The organism is Pseudomonas sp. H3_C08, assembly GCF_054669455.1.
Genome location: NZ_CP162803.1, coordinates 3,284,560 through 3,307,497 on the forward strand (window position 1 = coordinate 3,284,560; position 22,938 = coordinate 3,307,497).

A 22,938-nucleotide genomic window follows, 5' to 3' on the forward strand; every position below is an offset into this window, starting at 1 on the left:
GCCCGCATGCCTAGCCGTTTAAAGGACTATTTAATTGCGTTGAGCGCAGGTTTTTACCTGAGCGCCAATGTGTTCGCCATGCCCGGCACGTCACCTGACTACGCCTTGCTCAGCCGGTCGGCGGACGAGCCAGTTCCGGTCACGCTCGAACACTCCCAACGGCAGTGGCTGCTGACACGTAACGAACTGGTCGTGGGCACCTCCGCGCCCGACTACCCGCCTTTTGACATGACGACCAGCGGCAAGGATTACGAAGGTCTGACGGCCGATTACGCCGGGCTCCTCGGCCAGGCCACCGGTCTACCGATCCGGGTGCAGCGCTTTCCCTCTCGGGACGCGGCGATTAGCGCACTGGTCGATGGCCGGATCGACCTGCTCGGTACCGCGAACGGCTTCGAAGCGGGCAATGCCAACCTGGCGCTGTCGATACCCTATGCCATTGACATGCCGGTGCTGGTTACCCGCGAGGACGAAACCCGCTCACTCACCGAAGGACTGGCCGGGCTGCGATTGAGCATGGTCTATCACTATCTGCCGTTGCCCGAAGTCAAGGCGCTGTACCCCAAAGCGCTCATAACCTGCTACCCCTCCTACCAGAATGCAATCAACGCCGTGGCGTTCGATCAGGCCGATGTGTTTCTCGGCGACACGCTTTCAACTCACTACATGATCAACAAGGGTTATCTGAACAACGTGCGCATGGCCAATTTCGGCAAGCAGGAAGCCCAGGGATTCAGCTTCGCCGTGCGCCGCAACAACCCACAACTGCTGGCGATCATCGATGCAGTACTAAAAGCTGTGCCGGCCAGTGAGCGTGACAATATTGCCAAGCGCTGGAGCGCTGGCAGTGATCTGCTACTCACCGACCGGAAACTGCAACTGACCCAGCGCGAAGAAGCGTGGCTCAAACAACATCCGGTGGTCAGTGTGGTGGTCAATGAAGCGTTCGCGCCGCTGACATTCTTTGACAACGACGGTAATTTTCGCGGCATCAGTGCCGACCTGCTCGAGCTGATCCGCCTGCGCACCGGCCTGCGTTTCGAGATCCGTCGCAGCCGCAACGACGCGGAAATGATCCAGCAGATCGACCGTCATCAAGCCGATCTGATCGCCGCATTACTGCCGACGGCGGAGCGCGAGAAAACCCTCAATTTCAGTCGTCCCTATCTGGAAAACTCCTACGTTCTGCTGACCCGCAAAAGCGCGGATGGTCCAACCAATCTGGGCAAGCTCAAAGGCAAGCGACTGGCGATTGCCCAAGGCAATCCGATGGTCGAGTACCTGCGTCGGGAATATCCGCGCATCCAGTTGATCGAAACGGCAGATACGTTCAGCGCGGTGTCCCAGCTCGCTGAAGGCCATGTCGACGGTGCGGTGAACTCGCTGGTGATTGCCAACTACTTCATTTCTTCACGAATCTTCAATCAGGCGCTGCAGATCACCACCACGATCGGCACGGGCCAGGCGGCGTTTTCACTGGCGACCGCGCGGGACAACACGGAACTGACGTCGATCATCAACAAGGCGTTGTTGAGCATCGCCCCCGACGAACTGGGGGTGATCAATGGACGCTGGCGCGGTTACTCGACTGTCTCGCAGAACATCTGGCACAACTACCAACGCCTGTTCTATCAAGTGATCATCGGCGCTTTCCTGTTACTGCTGTTGCTGCTGGTCTGGAACGCTTACATGCGCCACCAGATCAAAAAACGCCAGGCTGCCGAACGAGCGCTGAACGACCAGTTCGAATTCATGCGTTCGCTGGTCGACGGCACACCGCATCCAATTTACGTGCGCGACCGCCAGGGCCGGTTGCAAAGTTGCAATGAGAGCTATCTCGAAGCATTCAATGCCCGCCGCGAGGATGTCATCGGCAAAAACGTCATCGATGGCTCCCTGAGCAATGCCTTCGAGGCCCAGGCCTTTCAGGCCGATTACCAGCGTGTCATCGCCGAAGGCACGCCGATGGTCGTCGACCGGCCCCTGCACATCGGCAACCGGCGTCTGACGATCTATCACTGGATACTGCCGTACCGCGACTCCAGCGGTGAGGTGAAAGGCATCATTGGCGGCTGGATCGACATCAGCGAGCGCCGCCAGCTGTTCGACGAGTTGCGTACGGCCAAAGAACGGGCGGATGAGGCCAACCGGGCGAAAAGCACCTTTCTGGCGACCATGAGCCACGAGATCCGCACGCCGATGAACGCGGTGATCGGCATGCTCGAACTGACGCTCAAACGCATGGATCCGCAGCATCCGGATCGCTCATCCATCGACACCGCGTACCACTCGGCCAAGGACTTGCTGGGTTTGATCGGCGACATTCTCGACATCGCACGGATCGAATCCGGGCGTCTGAGTCTTTGTCCGGAACGGGTCAATCTGGTCGATACGGTGACGTCAGTCGCCAGGATCTTCGACGGTCTCGCCCGGCAGAAAAACCTCTCCCTGCAAGTCATCTTCAACCCACCGGATCTGGCCGTCGATGTGCATCTGGACCCACTGCGTTTCAAGCAGGTGCTGTCGAATCTGGTCAGCAATGCGATCAAATTCACTGAGCAGGGGCATGTGCGGATCACCCTCGACCTCATGAACACCGATGTACCTGCCCGCGCCCTGATGCAGCTGACCGTACAGGACAGCGGCGTCGGTATCAGTGCCGAGGATCAGCAGCGCTTGTTCGAACCGTTTGCCCAAGCGGAAAACAGCAGCCAGCAAGGCAGAGGTGGTGCCGGCCTGGGGCTGGTGATCAGCCGCAACCTGTGCGAAATGATGGGCGGGCAATTGCAATTGAGCAGCCAGCCTGGCATCGGCACCCAGGTCTGCGTCTCGCTGGCACTGGAAACGCTGCCGATACAGCTGAGCACGGTCAAAAGTGAATCCCCAATCAAGGCATCGCAGACCCCCTTACGCGTGTTGGTGGTGGACGACCATCCCGCCAATCGCCTGCTGATGTGTCAACAACTGGAGTTTCTCGGCCATCACTTCAGCATTGCCGAGAACGGTTGCAGCGGCCTGGAACTGTGGAAAACCGGCCACTTCGATCTGGTGATTGTCGACTGCAACATGCCGTTGATGAATGGCTATGAACTGACCCGCGCCATTCGACAGCAGGAACTGCAGGCGCGCTGTCCGCCATGCACCGTGCTGGGTTTCACGGCCAATGCGCAGCCCGAAGAAATCCAGCGCTGCAAGCAGGCCGGCATGAACGACTGCCTGTTCAAACCCCTGAGCCTGAGCCTGCTCAGCCAGTGGGTCGATGGCATCACACCGACATCAGCGCCGCCGGCTTTCAACCTGCAAAACCTGAACATGCTGACCGGTGGCAATCCGGCCCAGGCTCGCCGTCTGCTGGCGGAATTGCTCAAAAGCAGCCGTATCGACCGAGAGGAACTGCTCGCACTGTCGCCGGAACAGGATCGCGGGGCGCTGGCGGTGGTCGCTCACAAAATCAAGGGTGCGGCACGTATCGCGCAGGCATCGCGCGTGATCGAGTGTTGCGATGCCCTTGAGCAGGCCTGCGCCGAGGCCATGGCGACAGACGAAGTCGCTCGCCGTTGCGAGGCGAGCAACCGCGCCATGCTCGAACTGGAGCAGGCACTACAGCAACAATTGGCGGTGTCGGATCGAAGCACAATGAGCTTGCCTTAACTATGCTTGGCGCTGAGCAGTGAGTTAACCATCATGGAGAGTCCGAAATGCCCAGCCCACTGCGCCCGGAGCAACGCCGGTTTCCGCTGCATGTGCACATCAGCGTCATGTTCACATTCCTGTTGCTGCTCACCGGGGTCGTACTGGGCCTGTTCAATTATCACCAGACCACGCAGATCATCCTGTCGAGCAGCGAAAAGCTGTTCGACAGGATCGAACAAGACGTACGTCTGGACATGTCCGCCACCTATCAGCCGATTCGGCACCTGCTGAGTTTGCTGGCGGATGACCCCGCCACTCAGGCCGCGCGCCTTGAACAACGCTTGCCCTTGCTCCGACCGTTTAGCCAGTCGCTCAGCGACAATCCCAATCTGGCGTCGCTATATCTGGGTTATGCCAATGGCGATTTTTTCATGGTGCGTCCGCTGCGCAGCGCCGCCATCAAGACATTGCTCAAGGCCCCTGAAGCGGCGGCGTATCAGGTCTGGAGTATCGAACATGACCCGCAGGGCGCGATGCACTCGCAATCGCTGTTTTTTGACCAGACATTGTCGCTGATCAGCCGTCAGGACAACCCCGACGACAGCTACGATCCGCGTAGCCGCGCGTGGTTCAACCATGCTCGCCAGCAAAACGAACAAATCACCACCGAGCCCTACGTGTTTTTCTCCACGCGCAATGTCGGCACGACGCTGGCCCGACGCAGCGGCGAGAACGCCGTCATCGGTGCTGACCTGACGCTGGTCGCCCTGTCGGCGGCGCTGAGCAAACATGTCGTCACACCCTCCACCGAAATTGCCCTGTTCGATGCCGACGGCAACGCTGTGGCCTATCCCGACAGCGAACGCCTGATCGTAGACAGTAGCGGCGCGCATCTGGCCAAAGCGGCGGATCTGAGTCCGGGCTTGCATGCGCTGTTGTCCGGCGCAGCCACAGGCAATCGCCTGGAAGCCGATGGTCGCCAGTGGATCGTCGCCCGCAGCAACATTCAGGAGGGCGGTCCGAAAGGTTTGCAGTTGGCGCTGCTGGTGCCCGAGGACGAGTTATTGATCGATGCCTACCGCCTGCGCTGGCAAGGCGCGCTGATCACCCTCGCGACCCTGCTGCTGTGCCTGCCGCTGGGCTGGGTGATTTCGCGAATTCTGGTCAAGCCGTTGCATGCACTGGTCAAGGAAGCCGACGCGATTCGCAGTTTCGATTTCAACTTTCCTCTGGCCCGCCGCTCGCCGGTGCTTGAAGTCGACCAGTTGAGCGTGTCGATGGCGCGGATGAAAGACACCCTGGCGAGTTTCTTCCGGATTACCGACACCCTCGGCGCCGAAACCCGCTTCGCCCCGCTGCTGCAACGGGTGCTGTTTGAAACGGTGCAGATTGCGCAGGCGCAGGCAGGGCTGATCTATCTGCGTGAAAGCGACAGCAGCCGCATGGAGCCATACGGGCTGGTGATCGATGGTACGTCTCAGGCGTTGGAAGCATTCGACATTCAGGGCCACGACCTGCAGCAGAACAAAGGGCCGGCGTGGTTTGAACAATTGGTCGGCGCCAATAACGTGGTGAGCAACTTCGGCGTCGATCAGGCCGGCGACTTGCAGAAGGTCCTGCTGGCAATGCAATCGCCCCGCATCCATCTGATCGGCATCCGCCTGCACAACCGCCACGACGAAACCATCGGCCTGCTGATTCTGCTGGTGAGCGACAGCGGCACGGCAGCCGATCTGGAAAAACTGCGCCCTGATCGCATCGCGTTCCTCCAGGCTGTCTCCGGCGCGGCGGCGGTCAGCATCGAGAGCCAACGCCTGCAAGCCCGCCAGAAGCAATTGCTCGACGCCTTCATTCAACTGCTCGCTGGCGCCATCGACGCCAAGAGTCCGTACACCGGCGGCCATTGTCAGCGCGTGCCAGAGCTGACGTTGATGCTCGCTCAGGCGGCAGCGGCAAGCGAGGCGCCGGCGTTCAGTGCCTACCAACCGAGCGAGGATGAATGGGAAGCCTTGCACATTGCCGCGTGGCTGCACGACTGCGGCAAGGTGACGACGCCGGAATACGTGGTCGACAAGGCCACCAAACTGGAAACCATCAACGACCGTATTCATGAAATTCGCACGCGTTTCGAAGTGCTCAAGCGTGATGCCTGGATCAGCTATTGGCAGGCGTGCGCTCTGGGCGGCGATGAGACTGCACTGGCCGAATTGCGCGATGCCACGCTGACGGCGCTGGACGACGATTTTACGTTTGTCGCGCGCTGCAATCTGGGCAGTGAAGCGATGGCAGAGGCGGATCTGCAGCGCCTTGACCATCTGGCGCAACGCACCTGGCAGCGTACCCTTGATGACCGCTTGGGCGTGTCATGGGAAGAGAACCGGCGTCAGGCGCGCACGCCGGCACCGAATCTGCCGGTCAGTGAAAAGCTTTTGGCAGACAAGCCAGAGCACTTGCTTGAACGCGACCCGAACGAGTTGATCCCCGAAGACAATCCATGGGGCTTCAAACTGGATGTACCGCACCACAAATACAATCGCGGCGAGCTGTACAACCTGAGCATCAACCGTGGCACCCTGACCCGCGAAGAGCGCTACATGATCAATCACCACATGGTGCAGACGATCATGATGCTCAGCCACCTGCCCTTCCCCGGCCACCTCGACAGCATTGCCGAAATCGCCGGCGGTCATCATGAAAAAATGGACGGCACCGGTTACCCGAAACGCCTGAAGCGTGAGGACATGAGCCTGCCCGCGCGAATGATGGCGATTGCCGATATCTTTGAGGCGCTGACCGCAGCCGATCGCCCGTACAAAAAGGCCAAAACCCTGAGCGAGGCCTTGGCGATCATGGCCACCATGTGCCGTGAGGCGCACATCGATGCTCAGCTATTCGGATTGTTCATCAACGAAGGCGTTTACATGCAGTACGCCGTGCGCTTTCTCGATCCCGCACAGATCGATAACGTCGATCCGGCCAGCCTGTTGCACAAGGCTGGCCTCACCGCATGATCAGCAGTCGGTCAGACGCAGGAAAATCGCTGCCAGTTGCTCGATGCCGGCCTGATCCTGCGCGGTAAAACGCGCCAGCTTCGGGCTGTCGAGGTCGAGTACACCGATCAGGCGACCGTCCTTGACCAACGGCACGACCAGCTCGCTGTTCGAGGCGCTGTCGCAGGCGATATGCCCCGGGAACGCGTGTACGTCTTCAACGCGCTGGGTTTGCCGAGTGGCCGCCGCCGCGCCACACACACCACGGCCAAACGGGATGCGCACGCAGGCGATCTGCCCCTGGAACGGACCAAGCACCAGTTCTTCGTTGCGATTGAGGTAAAAGCCCGCCCAGTTCAGGTCATCGAGCTGGTTGAACAGAAACGCCGAAAACTGCGCGGCGTTGGCGATGAAATCACGCTCGTCCGCCAGCAGCGATTCCAGTTGTGCGGCCAACATGCCATAGCCTTCGAGGCCCTGGCCGCTTTGTTGCAAATCAATCATGCCTTGTGCTCCAACAATTTCAGTCCCACCCAGTAACGGGCGAATTGGTACGCGCAACGTCCGTTGCGATTACCGCGGCCGGTGGCCCAACGCACGGCGAGGATGTCCAGTGCTTCGTCGCGCTGCCAGCTCAGGCCGGCCTTGGCGGCCAACTGGCCGATCCAGTGTTCGACGACGTTAAGGAAGTGTTCTTGGGTAAACGGATAGAACGACAGCCACAGACCGAAACGGTCCGACAGCGCGATCTTGTCTTCAACGGCTTCGCTGGGATGCAGTTCGCCGTCGACGCGTTTCCAGTTTTCGTTATCGCTCTCCTTTTCCGGCACCAAGTGGCGGCGGTTGGAGGTGGCGTACAGCAAGACATTGTCCGGGGCCTGCTCGAGCGAGCCGTCGAGCACGCTTTTGAGAACGCGATAATCGCCTTCACCGGATTCGAACGACAAGTCATCGCAAAACAGCACGAAGCGTTGTGGCAGCTTGCCGATCTGCTCGACCACCCGCGGCAGATCCGCCAGATGATCACGCTCGATCTCGATCAGGCGCAGGCCGGTGGCGGCGTGTTCCGCCAGCAAGGCCCGCACCAGCGACGACTTGCCGGTACCGCGCGAACCCCAGAGCAACGCATGGTTGGCCGGCATGCCATCGAGAAACTGCTGGGTGTTGCGCCCCAGCTGTTCGAGCTGACGGTCAACGCCGATCAGGTCGGACAAGCGCATGTCGAGGCTGACTTCCAGCGGCATCAGATAGCCGCTGCGCCCGTCGCGTTGCCAGCGCGCCGCCAGACAAGTGCCCCAGTCGATCACCGGCCGTGGTGCCGGCAACAACGGTTCGATACGTGCCAGAACCGACTCGGCGCGTTCAAGAAAAGCATTTAATCGGGAATCCACGTCTTCTCCTCGGGCACGTTCACAGTGATGATGGTGAATCATGCGACGACACACAGATAAAAATCACCCTACCAAGCCTTGTTACAAGGCGATTCGGGAACCTCGGTATCCATACATGATCGACTATGCTTGAGCAGCGAAGGGAAACGGAAGTGGTTCAACACCCCATGGATATCAAATTCACCCACCGGCTGTCTTACAAGCAAGCCAGGCTTACCGTGCTGGTCGGGTTCATTCTGGGCACGCTGCTCAGCCTGCTGCAAATCGGCATCGATTATGCCAGTGAAGACGCCTCCATCAACCGTGAAATCCTGTCTTTGCTGGAAATCAGCCATAACCCGGCCTCACGGATCGCCTACAACATCGACGCCGAACTGGCACAGGAACTGACCCTGGGCCTGTTGCGCTCGCCGGCAATCATTTCTGCGCAACTGATCGACAACAACAATACGGTGCTGGCCAGCGTCAAACGCCCGGAACTGCAAAGCGGCTATCGGGTCATCAGCGACTTCCTGTTTGGCGCCAAGCGCCAGTTCGAAGACCGTCTGTATCTGGATCATCTGCCCAATGAATCACTGGGCGTGTTAAGCCTTGAGGTCGACACCTATGCCTTCGGCAGCCGCTTCCTGCGCCGCGCCGAGGTGACCCTGCTCAATGGCTTCGCCCGCAGCCTGATTCTCACCGGCATCCTGTTGGCGCTGTTCTATGTGATGTTGACCAAACCACTGGTGCGGGTCATCCGCGAACTCAGCGGGCGCGACCCGCGCAGCGCCGAGCCGACCACGCTGGAGTGCCCGTCCGGCCACGGCAACGATGAAATCGGCGTGCTGGTCAAAGTCGCCAATCAGCAATTCGAGAACATTGCCACCGAGATCCAGCAGCGACGCAACGCCGAAAACCGTCTGACCGACTACCTCGGACAACTGGAAAACATCGTCTCGGCGCGCACCGCTGAACTCAAGGCGATCAACGCACGGCTGAGCCAGTCCAATCAGGAACTCGAAGTCGCCCGCAGCACCGCGCTGGAAATGGCCGAGGCCCGCTCGGCGTTCCTCGCCAACATGAGCCATGAGATCCGCACGCCGCTCAACGGCCTGCTGGGAATGATCGCGCTGTCACTCGACGGTCCGTTGAATGCCGAACAGCAGCAACAACTGTCGATTGCCCACGACTCGGGCAAGGTGCTGGTCGAATTGCTCAACGATATTCTCGACCTGTCGAAGTTCGATGCCGGGCAACTGGAGCTTGAGCACATCCCGTTCGATCTCGGCTCGTTGATCGAAGACACCGCCAATCTGCTGTCGCAGAATGCCGCGCCGAGCGTCGAACTGACCTGCCTGATCGACCCGCACTTCCCGGCACTGGTGCTGGGCGATCCGACTCGCGTGCGGCAGATCGTCAGCAATCTGCTGTCCAACGCGCTGAAATTCACCCGCTTCGGCCGGGTCGATGTGCGCTTGTCGACCTACAAGGAGGGCGTGCGCATCGAGGTCTGCGACACCGGCATCGGTATCGCCCAGGACGCGCAGCTGAAAATCTTCCAGCCGTTCACTCAAGCGGGCGCCGGTATCACTCGACAATATGGCGGCACCGGGCTGGGTCTGGCGCTGACGTATAACCTCTGCGAAGCCATGCAGGGGCGTCTGACCATCAGTTCCGAAACCGGGTTCGGCAGTCAGTTCTGTGCCGAGCTGCCATTGCCGTGTCATACCCGCGCACTGGTTCCGGCGCCGCTGCACGGAAAAATCCTCGCCATCACCGCTGCCAGCAGTGGACTGGCGGAACTGTTGCAGAGCCTGCTGCCGGTGTGGGGACTTACATATGAGCAGCGCACCATCGATGACTCACTGCTGGGCCTGACGCCGGACGTGGTGATCACCGATTGTCCGGAGTGCCTGTTCGGTTTGCGCCCGACGCTTGGGGCGCCGATTTTGCTGGTAACCGCCTACGGCAGTTTCCTGCCCAGCGAAGAAGCCGCCGCACTCGCGCCTCTGCAGCAACAGGCCCGACCATTGGCGCGTAATGCGCTGTACCAGAACCTGCGACGTACCCTGCAACCGGACGTGGTCGCCGTTAACGATGCGCAGCTCGAAACGTCTCCCTCGGTGCGGCGCGGGCGGGTGTTGCTGGTCGAGGACAACCCGGTCAACCAGCTGGTGGCCAAAGGCATGCTCGGCAAACTGGGCTGCGAGGTCATCGTCGCCGCCCACGGTGCCGAAGCACTGGATCAGTTGGAGTATCACGAATTCGATCTGGTGCTGATGGACTGCAACATGCCCGTGATGGATGGCTACGAAGCCAGCCGACAGATCCGTCAAAGCGGGCGCTGGCCGAGCCTGCCCATCGTCGCTCTGACCGCCAACGCCATGTCCGAAGAACGCGAACGCTGTCGCGCAGCCGGCATGAGCGACTATCTGGCCAAGCCGTTTCGCCGTGAAGAGCTGGCGGCGCTGCTCGATCAATGGATCCCGACTACGACAGCGCTTTGATCTGCCCCAGCAAGTGATCGAGACCCTTGCGCAGGTCATTGAGGCGGTCCAGATCCACCCCGCTGTCACACAGCAGACGGGCCTTGAGCGGCCCGACCTGCTCGCGCAAGGCTTGCCCCGCCGGCGTCAGACTCAGGTGCACTTCGCGCTCGTCACGCGTTGAACGCTGGCGCTGTACCCATTGCAACTGTTCCAGACGCTTGAGCAATGGCGTCAGCGTGCCCGAGTCCAGTGCCAGACGCTCGCCCAACGCCTTGACCGTCGGTTGCTCCGGCGCAGCGTCCTGCCATTCCCACAACACCAGCATCGCCAGGTATTGCGGGTACGTCAGGCCGAGCTGATCGAGCATCGGTTTGTAGGCACGAATCACCGCTCGAGAGGCGGCGTACAGCTTGAAGCACAACTGGTTGTCGAGCTTCAGCGAATCGACCGGCAAGCTGTTCATTTGAGCAGGGCTTCGATCTCGCCGCTCAGCTCCTGCGGCTTGGTGGCCGGGGCGAAGCGCTTGACCAACTGGCCGTCCTTGCCGATGAGGAACTTGGTGAAGTTCCACTTGATGCCTTGGGAGCCAAGCAGGCCCGGCGCGCGTTTTTTCAGCTGCACGAACAGCGGATGCGCGTCTCCACCGTTAACGTCGATCTTCTTGAACAGCGGGAAGCTGACGCCGAAGTTCAGCTCGCAGAACTCACTGATCGCCCCTTCGTTACCCGGCTCCTGCTTGCCGAACTGATTGCACGGAAAGCCCAGAACCACCAGGCCCTGATCCTTGTAGGTCTGCCACAGTTCTTCGAGGCCTTTGTACTGTGGGGTGAAACCGCATTTGCTTGCGGTGTTGACCACTAAAACCGCTTTACCGGCGAAATCGGCGAGGGTCTTTTGCTCCCCCTTGATGGTGGTGCACGGAATGTTCAACAGGTTGTCGCTCATGGCGTCGGGCTCCGCAGACAGTCAAGAAAGATCAAACATAGCGAGCAATTAAATTGTGTGCAATTTAATTATCGAATAATAAGGCGACCCGAAGGTCGCCTTCATTGGTTTATGCGCGTGGAACCAGATCCAGGCACACCGAATTGATGCAATAGCGCAAGCCGGTCGGCGGTGGGCCGTCCGGGAACACATGGCCCAGATGCGCATCGCAGCGCGCGCACTTCACTTCCGTACGGATCATGCCGTGACTGATGTCACGGATTTCAGTCATCGCGCTTTCGCCGATTGGCGCGTAGAAGCTCGGCCAGCCGCAGCCGGAGTCGAATTTGGTCTTGGAGTCGAACAGCGGCTCGTTGCAGCAGACGCAGTGGTAGATACCATCGGTCTTGGTGTCGTTGTATTTACCGGAGAACGGGCGCTCGGTCGCGCTCAGACGACAAACGTTGTACTGCTCAGGGTCGAGCATCGCCCGCCATTCTTCCAGGGTTTTTTCCAACTTTTCCATCATCACACCTCAGCGGCTGAAAAAGCCCGATCTGTACCTTTTCCACGGATCGGGCGGCACGTATGATTGCGCCTCGTCACGCACCAGTCTGGCAGCCAGACCGGGCGCATTCAAACGGATTATGGGAGCCACGGCTCAAGACGTCCGCCTGTGTGAAGACGCAGGAATCCCAGTACGGTTGTCCATCCGCCGCCTGGATCGTTCATTTTCGGGATCACATCGCCATGCAGTTCAGCAAATCGAACAAGCTCGCCAACGTCTGCTACGACATTCGCGGCCCGGTGCTCAAGCACGCCAAACGACTGGAAGAGGAAGGCCAGCGCATCCTCAAGCTGAACATCGGCAACCCGGCGCCGTTTGGTTTCGAAGCGCCGGACGAAATTCTTCAGGATGTGATCCGCAACCTGCCGACCGCGCAAGGCTACAGCGACTCCAAAGGTCTGTTCAGCGCGCGTAAAGCGGTGATGCAGTACTACCAGCAGAAGAATGTTGAAGGTGTCGGCATCGAAGACATCTATCTGGGTAACGGCGTTTCCGAACTGATCGTGATGTCGTTGCAGGCGCTGCTCAACAACGGCGACGAAGTGCTGGTGCCCGCCCCGGACTACCCGTTGTGGACTGCCGCCGTCAGCCTCGCCGGCGGTAACGCCGTACATTACTTGTGCGACGAAGGCGCCGACTGGTTCCCGGATCTGGCCGACATCAAGGCCAAGATCACCCCGAACACCAAAGCGATGGTGATCATCAACCCGAACAACCCGACCGGCGCGGTGTATTCGAAGGAAGTGTTGCTGGGCATGCTGGAAATCGCCCGCGCGCACAACCTGGTGGTGTTCTCCGACGAGATCTACGACAAGATTCTGTACGACGATGCCGTGCACATCTGCACCGCGTCGCTAGCCCCGGACTTGCTGTGCCTGACCTTCAACGGTCTGTCGAAGTCCTACCGTGTGGCGGGTTTCCGCTCCGGCTGGATCGCCATTTCCGGGCCGAAGCACAACGCGCAGAGCTACATCGAAGGCATCGACATGCTGGCCAACATGCGCCTGTGCGCCAACGTGCCGAGCCAGCATGCGATCCAGACCGCATTGGGCGGCTATCAGAGCATCAACGACCTGGTGCTGCCGCAGGGTCGTCTGCTGGAACAGCGTAACCGCACCTGGGAATTGCTTAACGACATTCCAGGCGTGAGCTGCGTCAAGCCGATGGGCGCGCTGTATGCGTTCCCGAAGATCGACCCGAAAGTCTGCCCGATCCATAACGACGAGAAATTCGTCCTCGACCTGCTGCTCTCCGAGAAGCTGCTGGTGGTACAGGGCACGGCGTTCAACTGGCCGTGGCCGGATCACTTCCGCGTGGTCACCCTGCCCCGCGTCGACGATCTGGAAATGGCCATCGGCCGTATCGGCAACTTCCTCAAGTCCTACCGCCAGTAACTGGCCAGCAGTGCGCAACGGCCAAACGTTGCGCACTGTCTGATTCAGCAACACTTCTGCGTTCCGCGTCCGCGCACGCCTTCTACACTTGCGATTCGTACCGTTTACCTGCGTCCAGCTTAATGGCGACGGGTCGCGGCTGGCCGTCATCCCTATCGTTATCTGTCGTGGGAAATGTGCCGGGCACCGAAGAATCCGCTGTAGGACACAGTTTGAAATAGTCACTCAGTTGAATAGCCCGGTGCAGCACCTTATATACCCCGCAGTACGCTACATCTTTAGCTTGAGGAGATTTCTACAACCATGATGCGCATCCTGCTGTTTTTGGCCACTAACCTGGCGGTCGTGCTGATAGCCAGCATCACCCTGAGCCTTTTCGGCTTCAACGGGTTCATGGCGGCCAACGGGGTTGATCTCGACCTTAGTCAGCTGCTGGTTTTCTGTGCAGTCTTTGGTTTCGCCGGCTCGCTGTTCTCGCTGTTCATCTCCAAGTGGATGGCGAAGATGAGCACTGGCACCCAGATCATCAGCCAGCCACGTACCCGGCATGAGCAATGGCTGCTGCAAACTGTCGAGCAACTGTCCCGCGAAGCCGGGATCAAGATGCCCGAAGTCGGTATTTTCCCGGCCTACGAAGCAAACGCCTTCGCCACCGGCTGGAACAAGAACGACGCGTTGGTCGCGGTCAGCCAGGGCTTGCTCGAGCGCTTCTCACCCGATGAAGTGAAAGCCGTGCTGGCCCACGAAATCGGCCACGTCGCCAACGGCGACATGGTCACCCTGGCGCTGATCCAGGGCGTGGTGAACACCTTCGTGATGTTCTTTGCGCGGATCATCGGCAACTTCGTCGACAAAGTGATCTTCAAGAACGAAGAAGGCCAGGGCATCGCCTACTACGTGGCGACCATTTTTGCCGAACTGGTACTGGGCATTCTCGCCAGTGCGATCGTCATGTGGTTCTCGCGCAAGCGCGAATTCCGTGCCGACGAAGCCGGCGCCCGCCTGGCCGGTACCAGCGCAATGATCGGCGCACTGCAACGCCTGCGCGCCGAACAGGGCCTGCCGGTGCACATGCCGGACACCCTTAACGCCTTTGGCATCAACGGTGGTATCAAACAGGGCTTTGCCCGCATGTTCATGAGCCACCCGCCGCTGGAAGAGCGTATCGACGCCCTGCGTCGTCGCGGTTGATCCGACCGGTGTAACAATGAAAAAGGCCCGCAGTGATGCGGGCCTTTTTTACATCTTTGGATTGTGCGCCGACAGTGCCGGCCCTTTCGCGAGCAAGCTCGCTCCCACAGGGTTCTGCGGTGTTTAGGCGATCTGTGACATAGCACAAATCACTGTGGGAGCGAGCTTGCTCGCGAAGAGGCCCGTAACGGCGCCAACAAACTATCGGGAAGAAACCCGGTAGACCCGCTCCTCCAGCCGCGTCACGCCAGCCTGAAGGAACTTCCCGCTCTCCCCCAGCACATCCTGCTCTTCCAGCATCTGCACCTGCCAGGCACCACTCAGCAACCGCTGCACCTCATCATCCCCCACCGCAAACGGCGGCCCCGGCATCTGCGCCTGATCGTAGTCCAGCGTAATCAACAACCCGTGCACACCCTGCGGCAGAATCTGCTGAAGATGCGCCGCATACCGCTCACGCATCGTCGCCGGCAAGGCAATCAGCGCGGCGCGGTCGTACAACGCGGCGCAATCGGCCACATCGCTCGCCGTTAGCGCAAAAAAGTCACCGCACCACAGCTCGATGGCTTCACCGCGATAGACCTTGAACGCGCCCTTCTGGCTAATCTGCGGCTGCACCTGATGTTCACTGAAAAAGTCCTCGATAGCCTTTTCCGACAGTTCGACCCCGAGCACCTGATGACCGCGTCCGGCCAGCCACGCCAGATCCAGACTTTTCCCACACAGAGGCACGAGCACTCGCGCCGCTGCCGGTACCGCCCAGTGCCGCTGCAGATACGGGTTTACCTCAGGCAGATGGAAACCAATCTGCCCCGAAGCCCACTTCTTGTGCCAAAACTCAGGCTGCATGCATCACTCCCAATAATTCGATCAAAAAACGTTAAAACTTATATTAGATTTAGATCGATGATCTGACTGAAGATGAAGCCATCTTAACGCTCAGGAACCCATCATGTTGCCCAGCCTGTTCATTTCCCATGGTTCACCCATGCTGGCCCTGGAGCCCGGCGCCAGTGGCCCGGCTCTGGCTCGTCTGGCCGCCGAATTGCCAAAACCCAAAGCCATCGTTATCGTCTCCGCGCACTGGGAAAGCCAGGAACTGCTGGTCAGCAGTCATGCGCAACCGGAAACCTGGCACGACTTCGGCGGCTTTCCCCGGGCGCTGTTTGAAGTGCAGTATCCGGCACCGGGTAATCCGCAACTGGCTGCTGAGGTGGCTGATCTACTGACTGCCAACAACCTGCCTGCCCGTCTCGACCCGCAACGCCCGTTCGATCATGGCGTCTGGGTGCCGTTGTCGCTGATGTATCCGCAGGCGGATATCCCGGTGGTGCAAATCTCTCTGCCGAGCCGTGGCGGCCCGGCGCTGCAAACCCGAGTCGGCCGGGCACTGGCGAGTCTGCGTGATCAGGGCATTTTGCTGATCGGCTCCGGCAGCATCACGCACAACCTGCGCGAACTGGACTGGCACGCCGGCCCGGAAAGCGTTGAGCCCTGGGCGCGGGATTTCCGTGACTGGGTGATCGACAAGCTCGCGGCCGACGATGAGGCAGCGCTGCACGATTATCGTCAGCTGGCGCCGCATGCGGTGCGCAGTCATCCGAGTGATGAGCATTTGTTGCCGTTGTATTTTGCCCGGGGTGCGGGGGGTGAGTTCAGCGTGGCGCACAAGGGATTCACAATGGGTGCGCTGGGCATGGATATTTACCGCTTCGGTTGATGCCTTCGCGAGCCGGCTCGCTCCCACAAAGGCAAAAAACAGGCAAAAAAAATCCCCGAACCAGTCGGGGATTTTTTATGTTCGATCAATCAGCCCAAGGGCGGATCAATCTTCGCGATAGCGACGCAGCTTCAACTGCTTGCCAGCAACGCGAGTGTCCTTCAGTTTGGTCAGGAGTTTGTCCAGACCATCTTCCGGCAGCTCGACGAGGCTGAAGCTGTCACGCACCTGGATGCGACCGATCGCTTCACGGGCCAGACCGCCTTCGTTGAGGATGGCGCCCAGCAGGTTTTTCGCAGCGATACCGTCACGCGCACCCAGCGCGGTACGGCAACGAGCACGGCCTTCGCCCAAAGGCATTGGCGCGCGACGCTCGCGGTCACCACGATCAGGACGATCACCAGTGCGCTCAGGACGGTCGCCACGCGGTGCGTTGTTCGGCACCAGTGGACGTTCCTTCTCGATCGCCGCCAGGTTCAGCGCTTGACCGTTGGTGGCTTTGCGCAGCAGCGCAGCAGCCAGAGCACGCGGGGTGCAGCCGATGTCTGCAGTCAGACGATCGAGCAGCTCACCGTGGGTCGATTCGGCATCAGCGACCAGCGGCGACAGGCTGTTGGTCAGTTTCTTGATGCGCGCATCGAGAACGGCTTGAGCGTCCGGCAGGCGTACTTCAGCAACTTTCTGGCCGGTTACACGCTCGATCACTTGCAGCATGCGGCGCTCACGTGGAGTCACCAGCAGCAGTGCACGACCTTCGCGACCGGCACGGCCAGTACGGCCGATACGGTGAACGTAGGACTCTGGGTCGTACGGCATGTCAACGTTGAACACGTGAGTGATGCGCGGAACGTCCAGACCACGAGCAGCTACGTCGGTCGCGACAACGATGTCCAGACGGCCATCTTTCAGCGAGTCAATAACGCGCTCACGCTGGTTCTGGGCGATGTCACCGTTCAGCGCCGCGGCTTTGTAGCCTTTGGCGTCGAGGGCGCTGGCCAGATCCAGGGTCGCTTGCTTGGTGCGTACGAACATGATCAGAGCGTCGAAATCTTCCACTTCCAGCAAGCTGAGAACGGCCGAAGTCTTCTGGTCAGCGTGAACCAACAGGTGAGCCTGTTCGATCGCGGTAACGGTCTGGGTCTTGGTCTGGATCTTCACGTGTTGCGGATCGCGCAGATGGCGTTCGGCAATGGCGCGGATCGACTGCGGCAGGGTAGCCGAGAACAAAACGGTCTGACGGGTCGCTGGCAGAGCCTTGAAGATGACTTCCAGGTCATCCATGAAGCCCAGTTTCAACATTTCGTCAGCTTCGTCGAGAACCAGGTGGTTCACGGTCGACAGAACTTTTTCGTCGCGACGCAGGTGGTCGCACAGACGGCCCGGAGTGGCGACAACAATCTGTGCGCCATTACGGATTGCTTTCAGTTGTGGGCCCATAGGCGCGCCGCCGTAAACGGCCACAACGGTAACGCCCGGCATTTGCTTGGCGTAGGTTTCAAAAGCGGTTGCTACTTGCAGCGCCAACTCACGAGTTGGCGCCAGGATCAGGGCTTGCGGTTCGCGCTTGGCAGGATCGATGCGGTGCAGAATAGGCAGTGCGAACGCGGCGGTTTTACCGGTACCGGTTTGCGCCTGACCAATCATGTCCTGGCCGGCCATGATGATCGGGATCGATTGCTGCTGAATCGCCGAAGGCTCTTCGTAGCCAGTCGCTGCGACGGCTGCAAGAATATTCGGGTTAAGATTAAAAGCGGCGAATCCGCCGGTTTCCTGGGTCATGGGTCTGCCTCTAAGTGCATCCGCAAAGACCCATGCTCCAAAGCTGCGCATGCCGTGTTGAGACTCAAGAGTCGCCCTGGCAGCTTTGTCGGCGGGGATTTGCGAAAACGAATGAATGAAAAAAAGAATCGTCCGGGAAGAGCCCGCAATGCGGACGTGCAGCCGAAGCTGACTTCGGGAAATGCGCTACCTAAACGCGGCCCGGTTAAAGGCCGGCGCGCACTATACCGGATTTTGCCCAAAAAGGGAGCTTTTTTTATTGCCTGAATGAGCGTGTCACCGCTGTGTAACGGGGTTTTGCGGATAATCGCGCGAAGGTCTATTTTTCAAAGGCCCGGCCCTGCGGGCGATGACGCTTAAACGATTCACTGATGTGCGGCATACCGTCGCTGCACCCGCCCTTCCCGCCCGAGGATCTACCCATGAATCAGCCCTGCCCCGGCCGCGTCAGCCGTGAACGTCGTGGTCACGTCCATCTGATTGGCCTGGATCGAGCGGCCAAGCGCAATGCTTTCGACCTCGACCTGCTCAACGAGCTGAGCTTGGCCTACGGCGAGTTCGAGGCCGACAGCGAAGCGCGGGTGGCGGTGGTGTTCGGGCATGGCGAGCACTTTACCGCTGGCCTGGATCTGGTCAACGCCAGTTCCGCCCTCGCCCAGGGCTGGCAGGTTCCGACCGGCGGTTGCGATCCGTGGGGCGTTTTCGTCGGCCCACGGGTGAGCAAACCAGTGATAGTCGCCGCGCAGGGTTATTGCCTGACCATCGGCATCGAGCTGATGCTGGCAGCCGATATAAACCTGTGTGCGAGCAATACCCGCTTCGCGCAGATGGAAGTGCAGCGTGGGATCTTTCCTTTTGGTGGTGCGACTTTACGTTTTCAGCAGATCGCCGGTTGGGGCAACGCGATGCGCTGGCTGCTGACCGGCGATGAGTTTGATGCGCACGAGGCGTTGCACCTGGGGTTGGTGCAGGAAGTCATGGCCAGCGAAGACCTGCTGCCGCGGGCGATTGAATTGGCTGAGCGGATTGCGCGGCAGGCGCCGTTGGGGGTGCAGGCGACGTTGATGTCGGCGCGGCAGGCGCGGTATGAAGGTGAGACAGCGGCCGCGCAAGGGTTACCGGCGTTGGTGAAGAAATTGTTGGCGAGTGAGGATGCCAAGGAAGGGGTGCGGTCGCTGGTGGAGCGGCGGCCTGGAGTCTTCAAAGGGATCTGAAATATTTGCTGGTTATCAGATCCTCTTCGCGAGCAGGCTCGCGAAGAGGCCGTCACTGATGACTCAGGTCGCCGGGCGAATACTGTTGATCAACGACTGCAACGAATACCCCAACCGCGGCGCCAGCGCTTCAGCCCGGGCCGTCAGTGCCTGCATGTCCAGCTCCTGATCGAGGTCCGCCGGCACAATCAGAATCACGTTGCCCTCCTTCACCGGCAATTCCCAGTAATGCCGGTGATACAGCCCGCGCAACAACGCCGCACCCAACGGCTTGCCGTCATCGGTGGCCCACTGGTTGATCACCAGCCAGCCCCCCGGATTCAGACGCTTCTGGCAGTCGCCGAGAAAACTCCAGGCCAGATGCCCGACGCCCGGACCGACATCGGTATACAGATCGACAAAAATCAGGTCCGCCGGCTCAGCCGTCGGCAGTAACTCCAGCGCATCGCCAACACGGATGTAAAGCCGTGGATCATCGTCCAGGCCAAGGTATTCGATGGCCAGGCGCGGCACATCCGGACGCAGTTCAATGGCTTCGACATCTTCCAGCGGCAGGAACTTGAGGCAGGCCTGGGTCAATGTACCGGCGCCGAGCCCGAGAAACAGCGCGCTCTCCGGCTGCTCGTGGCACAGCGCGCCGATCAGCATCGCCCGGGTGTAATCGTATTCGAGCCAGCTCGGATCGGCGGTGAACACGCAGCTCTGCTCGATCGCATCGCCGAACTCCAGAAAGCGGTAATCGGCCACTTCCAGCACGCGAATCACGCCGAACTCATCCTGTACTTCGGCGAGCAGATGCTCGACGCGCTCCTCAGTCATTTCGTCTCCTGATGGTCACCGGGCGCGGTGACGCGATGGCACCGCTGTGGCGCCGTGGCAAAGCGGCGATTGTCGGCGATGGGGCGGGAGCAGGTCACGTACTAATTGCTGCTACCATGGGCTTCCCGTGCGTAGAACCAATTAGAGACCGTGATGAGCCAACCGTGGAGTCCTGATAGCTGGCGCGCCCTGCCGATCCAGCAACAACCCCAATATCCTGACGCGGCGCATCTGCGCCAGGTCGAGCAGACGCTGGCCAGCTATCCGCCACTGGTGTTTGCCGGCGAAGCGCGCGAACTGCGCCGCCAGTTTGCCGAAGTCACCCAGGGCCGGGCATTCCTGCTACAGGGCGGTGATTGCGCGGAAAGTTTTGCCGAATTCTCCGCTGCGAAGATTCGCGACACGTTCAAAGTGTTACTGCAAATGGCGATCGTCATGACCTTCGCCGCTGGCTGCCCGGTGGTCAAGGTCGGGCGCATGGCCGGTCAGTTTGCCAAACCGCGCTCGGCCAACGACGAGACCATCGACGGCGTGACGCTGCCGGCTTACCGGGGCGACATCGTCAACGGCATCGGCTTCGACGAAAAGAGCCGCGTGCCGGATCCAGAGCGCCTGCTGCAGTCCTATCACCAGTCCACCGCGACCCTGAACCTGCTGCGCGCGTTTGCTCAGGGCGGTTTTGCCGACCTGCACCAAGTGCACAAGTGGAACCTCGATTTCATCGCCAACTCGGCGCTGGCTGAAAAATACAGTCACCTCGCCGACCGCATCGATGAAACCCTGGCGTTCATGCGCGCCTGCGGCATGGACAGCTCGCCGCAACTGCGCGAAACCAGCTTCTTCACCGCCCACGAAGCACTGCTGCTGAACTACGAAGAAGCCTTCGTGCGCCGCGACAGCCTGACCAACGATTACTACGATTGCTCGGCGCACATGCTGTGGATCGGTGACCGTACTCGTCAGCTCGACGGCGCGCATGTCGAATTCCTGCGCGGGGTGAACAACCCGATCGGCGTCAAAGTTGGCCCAAGCATGGATCCCGATGACCTGATCCGCCTGATCGACGCGCTCAACCCGGACAACGATCCGGGGCGCCTCAACCTGATTGCGCGGATGGGCGCGAACAAGGTCGGCGATCACCTGCCGGCGCTGATCCGCGCGGTGCAGCGCGAAGGCAAGCAAGTGCTGTGGAGTTCCGACCCGATGCACGGCAACACCATCAAGGCCAGCAGCGGCTACAAGACCCGCGACTTTGCGCAGATCCTTGGCGAGGTTAAACAGTTCTTCCAGGTGCACGAGGCGGAAGGCAGTTATGCCGGCGGCATTCACATCGAGATGACCGGGCAGAATGTCACCGAGTGCATCGGTGGTGCACGGCCGATTACTGAAGATGGCTTGTCGGATCGCTATCACACGCACTGTGATCCACGGATGAATGCTGACCAGTCGCTGGAGTTGGCGTTTTTGATTGCCGAGACGCTGAAACAAGTCCGCCGCTAGACCGCGTCGCCCCCTTCGCGAGCAAGCTCGCTCCCACATAGGTTTTGTGTACGACACAGATCCAGTGTGGGAGCGAGCTTGCTCGCGAAGGGGCCAACTCAGTCACCACCGATCTCGGCCAATGCCACCCGCAACCGCGCCGCACTCTCGCGCTGACAATTCAACTGCACCCGCGCCAGCCCCAACCAATCCGCCATCCGCCGCAGATTCTCCGCCAGCGCCAGCATCCCCTGCTCATCCAGCCCCGGCGCTTCCTCGTGCAGCGCATGCACTGCCAACTGCCCCGCCGCCCGCTCAGCCCGCAAATCCACCCGCGCAGCAATCCGCTCGTTGTGCAAAAACGGCAACACGTAATAGCCGTAAACCCGTTTGTCCTGTGGCGTATAAATCTCCAGCCGATAGCGAAAATCGAACAAGCGCTCAGTCCGGCTACGCTCCCAGATCAACGAATCAAAGGGCGACAGCAGCGCACTGGCCATGACCTTGCGCGGGACGCTCGGCTCCGGCAGGCAATAGGCGATTTGCCGCCAACCGGCAACCTCGCACATCTGCAATTGCCCGGCCTCGACCAGTTCCGCGAGACGTGGCCGCGCATCCGCCGGATTCAGGCGAAAGTAATCACGCAGGTCTTTTTCAGTACCGACACCCAAGGCCTGTGCCGCGTGCAATAGCAGGCCACGTTGCGCTTCGGCTTCATCAGGCAACGCCTGTTGCAGGATAGATGAAGGGATCACCCGCTCCGGCAAATCATACAAACGCTCAAAACCACGCCGCCCCGCCACCGTCACTTCACCCGCCGCGAACAGCCACTCCAGCGCATGCTTTTCCGCGCTCCAGTCCCACCACGGCCCGGCCTTGTCTGCACGGGTTGAAAGGCTGCCGGCGCCCAACGCGCCCTGCTCTTGCACCGAACTCAAGACCCGACGCACCACGTCCTGCTGCTCGCGACCGAATCTGGCCAGTTGCTGATAAATATCCTCGCCACGCTTGGCCCGCTGCATGCGCCAGCCCAGCAACGGATACATCGACATCGGCAGCAACGAGGCTTCGTGTCCCCAGTATTCGAACAACGTGCGACGTCGCCCCGAACTCCAGGCAGCCTGGTCGAGCAAATCGGAAGAATAGGAGCCGAGACGGGAAAACAGCGGCAGGTAGTGCGAGCGCACCACGGCGTTGACGGAGTCGATTTGCAGCAAACCCAGCCTTTCGATCAGCCGGTTGACGTGTGGCGCCTTGACGGTCGGCGGCTGGCGCCCGTTGAACCCTTGGGCAGCCAGCGCCAGTCGTCGCGCCTGTTTGAGGGAAAAGGCCAGAGTCGCGGGCATGAGCATCTCCTTGTCTGCT

General features: G+C 60.2%; 17 protein-coding genes. 8 read left to right on the forward strand and 9 right to left on the reverse strand.

The window, feature by feature from the left end; all coding sequences use genetic code 11:
- The first annotated feature begins 6 nt into the window (after positions 1 to 6).
- Positions 7 to 3,651: a transporter substrate-binding domain-containing protein gene (locus AB4N74_RS14985; protein ID WP_460096494.1), complete on the forward strand. Its 3,645-nt coding sequence runs from the start codon at positions 7 to 9 to the stop codon at positions 3,649 to 3,651.
- A gap of 47 nt (positions 3,652 to 3,698) precedes the next feature.
- Positions 3,699 to 6,644: an HD domain-containing phosphohydrolase gene (locus tag AB4N74_RS14990; protein ID WP_427120475.1), complete on the forward strand. Its 2,946-nt coding sequence runs from the start codon at positions 3,699 to 3,701 to the stop codon at positions 6,642 to 6,644.
- Here AB4N74_RS14990 and AB4N74_RS14995 read toward each other — a convergent pair whose 3' ends face one another.
- Both AB4N74_RS14995 and AB4N74_RS15000 read right to left on the reverse strand, forming a co-directional pair.
- Positions 6,645 to 7,127, reverse strand: a complete 483-nt coding sequence (locus AB4N74_RS14995; protein WP_093435133.1) for a GAF domain-containing protein — start codon at positions 7,125 to 7,127, stop codon at positions 6,645 to 6,647. It lies immediately after the preceding gene.
- A complete protein-coding gene (locus tag AB4N74_RS15000) occupies positions 7,124 to 8,014 on the reverse strand; it encodes an ATP-binding protein (protein WP_093435135.1) in 891 nt (296 codons plus the stop codon). The genes AB4N74_RS14995 and AB4N74_RS15000 overlap by 4 nt, the downstream gene beginning before the upstream one ends.
- 167 nt (positions 8,015 to 8,181) lie before the next feature.
- On the opposite strand from AB4N74_RS15000, the gene AB4N74_RS15005 reads away from it, so the two are divergent.
- Entirely contained in the window at positions 8,182 to 10,503 is a 2,322-nt protein-coding gene (locus tag AB4N74_RS15005; protein ID WP_460096498.1) for a hybrid sensor histidine kinase/response regulator, read from the forward strand.
- On the opposite strand, the gene AB4N74_RS15010 is transcribed toward AB4N74_RS15005, so the two are convergent.
- From AB4N74_RS15010 to msrB, 3 genes are all read right to left on the reverse strand, one after another.
- Positions 10,487 to 10,948: a MarR family winged helix-turn-helix transcriptional regulator gene (locus AB4N74_RS15010; protein WP_093435139.1), complete on the reverse strand. Its 462-nt coding sequence runs from the start codon at positions 10,946 to 10,948 to the stop codon at positions 10,487 to 10,489. The two genes, AB4N74_RS15005 and AB4N74_RS15010, sit on opposite strands and share 17 nt — an antisense overlap.
- Positions 10,945 to 11,430, reverse strand: coding sequence for a glutathione peroxidase (locus AB4N74_RS15015; RefSeq protein WP_460096500.1), 486 nt, complete (start codon positions 11,428 to 11,430; stop codon positions 10,945 to 10,947). Before AB4N74_RS15015 ends, AB4N74_RS15010 begins: the two co-directional genes overlap by 4 nt.
- A gap of 109 nt (positions 11,431 to 11,539) precedes the next feature.
- Positions 11,540 to 11,935 (reverse strand): peptide-methionine (R)-S-oxide reductase MsrB, encoded by a 396-nt coding sequence (gene msrB, locus AB4N74_RS15020; RefSeq protein ID WP_093435141.1) that lies wholly within the window; start codon positions 11,933 to 11,935, stop codon positions 11,540 to 11,542.
- 224 nt (positions 11,936 to 12,159) lie between these two features.
- On the opposite strand from msrB, the gene AB4N74_RS15025 reads away from it, so the two are divergent.
- Both AB4N74_RS15025 and htpX read left to right on the forward strand, forming a co-directional pair.
- Positions 12,160 to 13,371 (forward strand): pyridoxal phosphate-dependent aminotransferase, encoded by a 1,212-nt coding sequence (locus AB4N74_RS15025; protein ID WP_007908620.1) that lies wholly within the window; start codon positions 12,160 to 12,162, stop codon positions 13,369 to 13,371.
- A gap of 303 nt (positions 13,372 to 13,674) precedes the next feature.
- Positions 13,675 to 14,562 (forward strand): protease HtpX, encoded by an 888-nt coding sequence (gene htpX, locus AB4N74_RS15030; RefSeq protein WP_007908619.1) that lies wholly within the window; start codon positions 13,675 to 13,677, stop codon positions 14,560 to 14,562.
- Positions 14,563 to 14,763: 201 nt separating this feature from the next.
- Here htpX and AB4N74_RS15035 read toward each other — a convergent pair whose 3' ends face one another.
- Positions 14,764 to 15,411, reverse strand: a complete 648-nt coding sequence (locus AB4N74_RS15035) for a thiopurine S-methyltransferase (RefSeq protein ID WP_460096503.1) — start codon at positions 15,409 to 15,411, stop codon at positions 14,764 to 14,766.
- 103 nt (positions 15,412 to 15,514) lie between these two features.
- On the opposite strand from AB4N74_RS15035, the gene AB4N74_RS15040 reads away from it, so the two are divergent.
- On the forward strand, positions 15,515 to 16,282 hold the full coding sequence (locus tag AB4N74_RS15040) for a DODA-type extradiol aromatic ring-opening family dioxygenase (RefSeq protein ID WP_460096505.1): 768 nt from the start codon (positions 15,515 to 15,517) through the stop codon (positions 16,280 to 16,282).
- A gap of 105 nt (positions 16,283 to 16,387) precedes the next feature.
- Here the strand turns inward: AB4N74_RS15040 and AB4N74_RS15045 are convergent, their stop codons facing one another.
- Positions 16,388 to 18,061 carry a DEAD/DEAH box helicase gene (locus AB4N74_RS15045; RefSeq protein ID WP_008088238.1) on the reverse strand — a complete coding sequence of 558 codons (1,674 nt, stop codon included), beginning with the start codon at positions 18,059 to 18,061 and terminating at the stop codon, positions 16,388 to 16,390.
- Positions 18,062 to 18,483: 422 nt separating this feature from the next.
- On the opposite strand from AB4N74_RS15045, the gene AB4N74_RS15050 reads away from it, so the two are divergent.
- Positions 18,484 to 19,275, forward strand: coding sequence for a crotonase/enoyl-CoA hydratase family protein (locus tag AB4N74_RS15050; protein ID WP_093435147.1), 792 nt, complete (start codon positions 18,484 to 18,486; stop codon positions 19,273 to 19,275).
- A gap of 63 nt (positions 19,276 to 19,338) precedes the next feature.
- Here the strand turns inward: AB4N74_RS15050 and AB4N74_RS15055 are convergent, their stop codons facing one another.
- Positions 19,339 to 20,094 (reverse strand): spermidine synthase, encoded by a 756-nt coding sequence (locus AB4N74_RS15055; protein WP_095125136.1) that lies wholly within the window; start codon positions 20,092 to 20,094, stop codon positions 19,339 to 19,341.
- A gap of 153 nt (positions 20,095 to 20,247) precedes the next feature.
- Between AB4N74_RS15055 and AB4N74_RS15060 the strand changes: the two genes are divergently transcribed.
- Entirely contained in the window at positions 20,248 to 21,594 is a 1,347-nt protein-coding gene (locus tag AB4N74_RS15060) for a class II 3-deoxy-7-phosphoheptulonate synthase (protein ID WP_093435151.1), read from the forward strand.
- A gap of 98 nt (positions 21,595 to 21,692) precedes the next feature.
- On the opposite strand, the gene AB4N74_RS15065 is transcribed toward AB4N74_RS15060, so the two are convergent.
- Complete coding sequence (locus AB4N74_RS15065; protein WP_116256538.1) at positions 21,693 to 22,919, reverse strand: winged helix-turn-helix domain-containing protein; 1,227 nt, start codon at positions 22,917 to 22,919, stop codon at positions 21,693 to 21,695.
- Between the last annotated feature and the right edge of the window lie 19 nt (positions 22,920 to 22,938).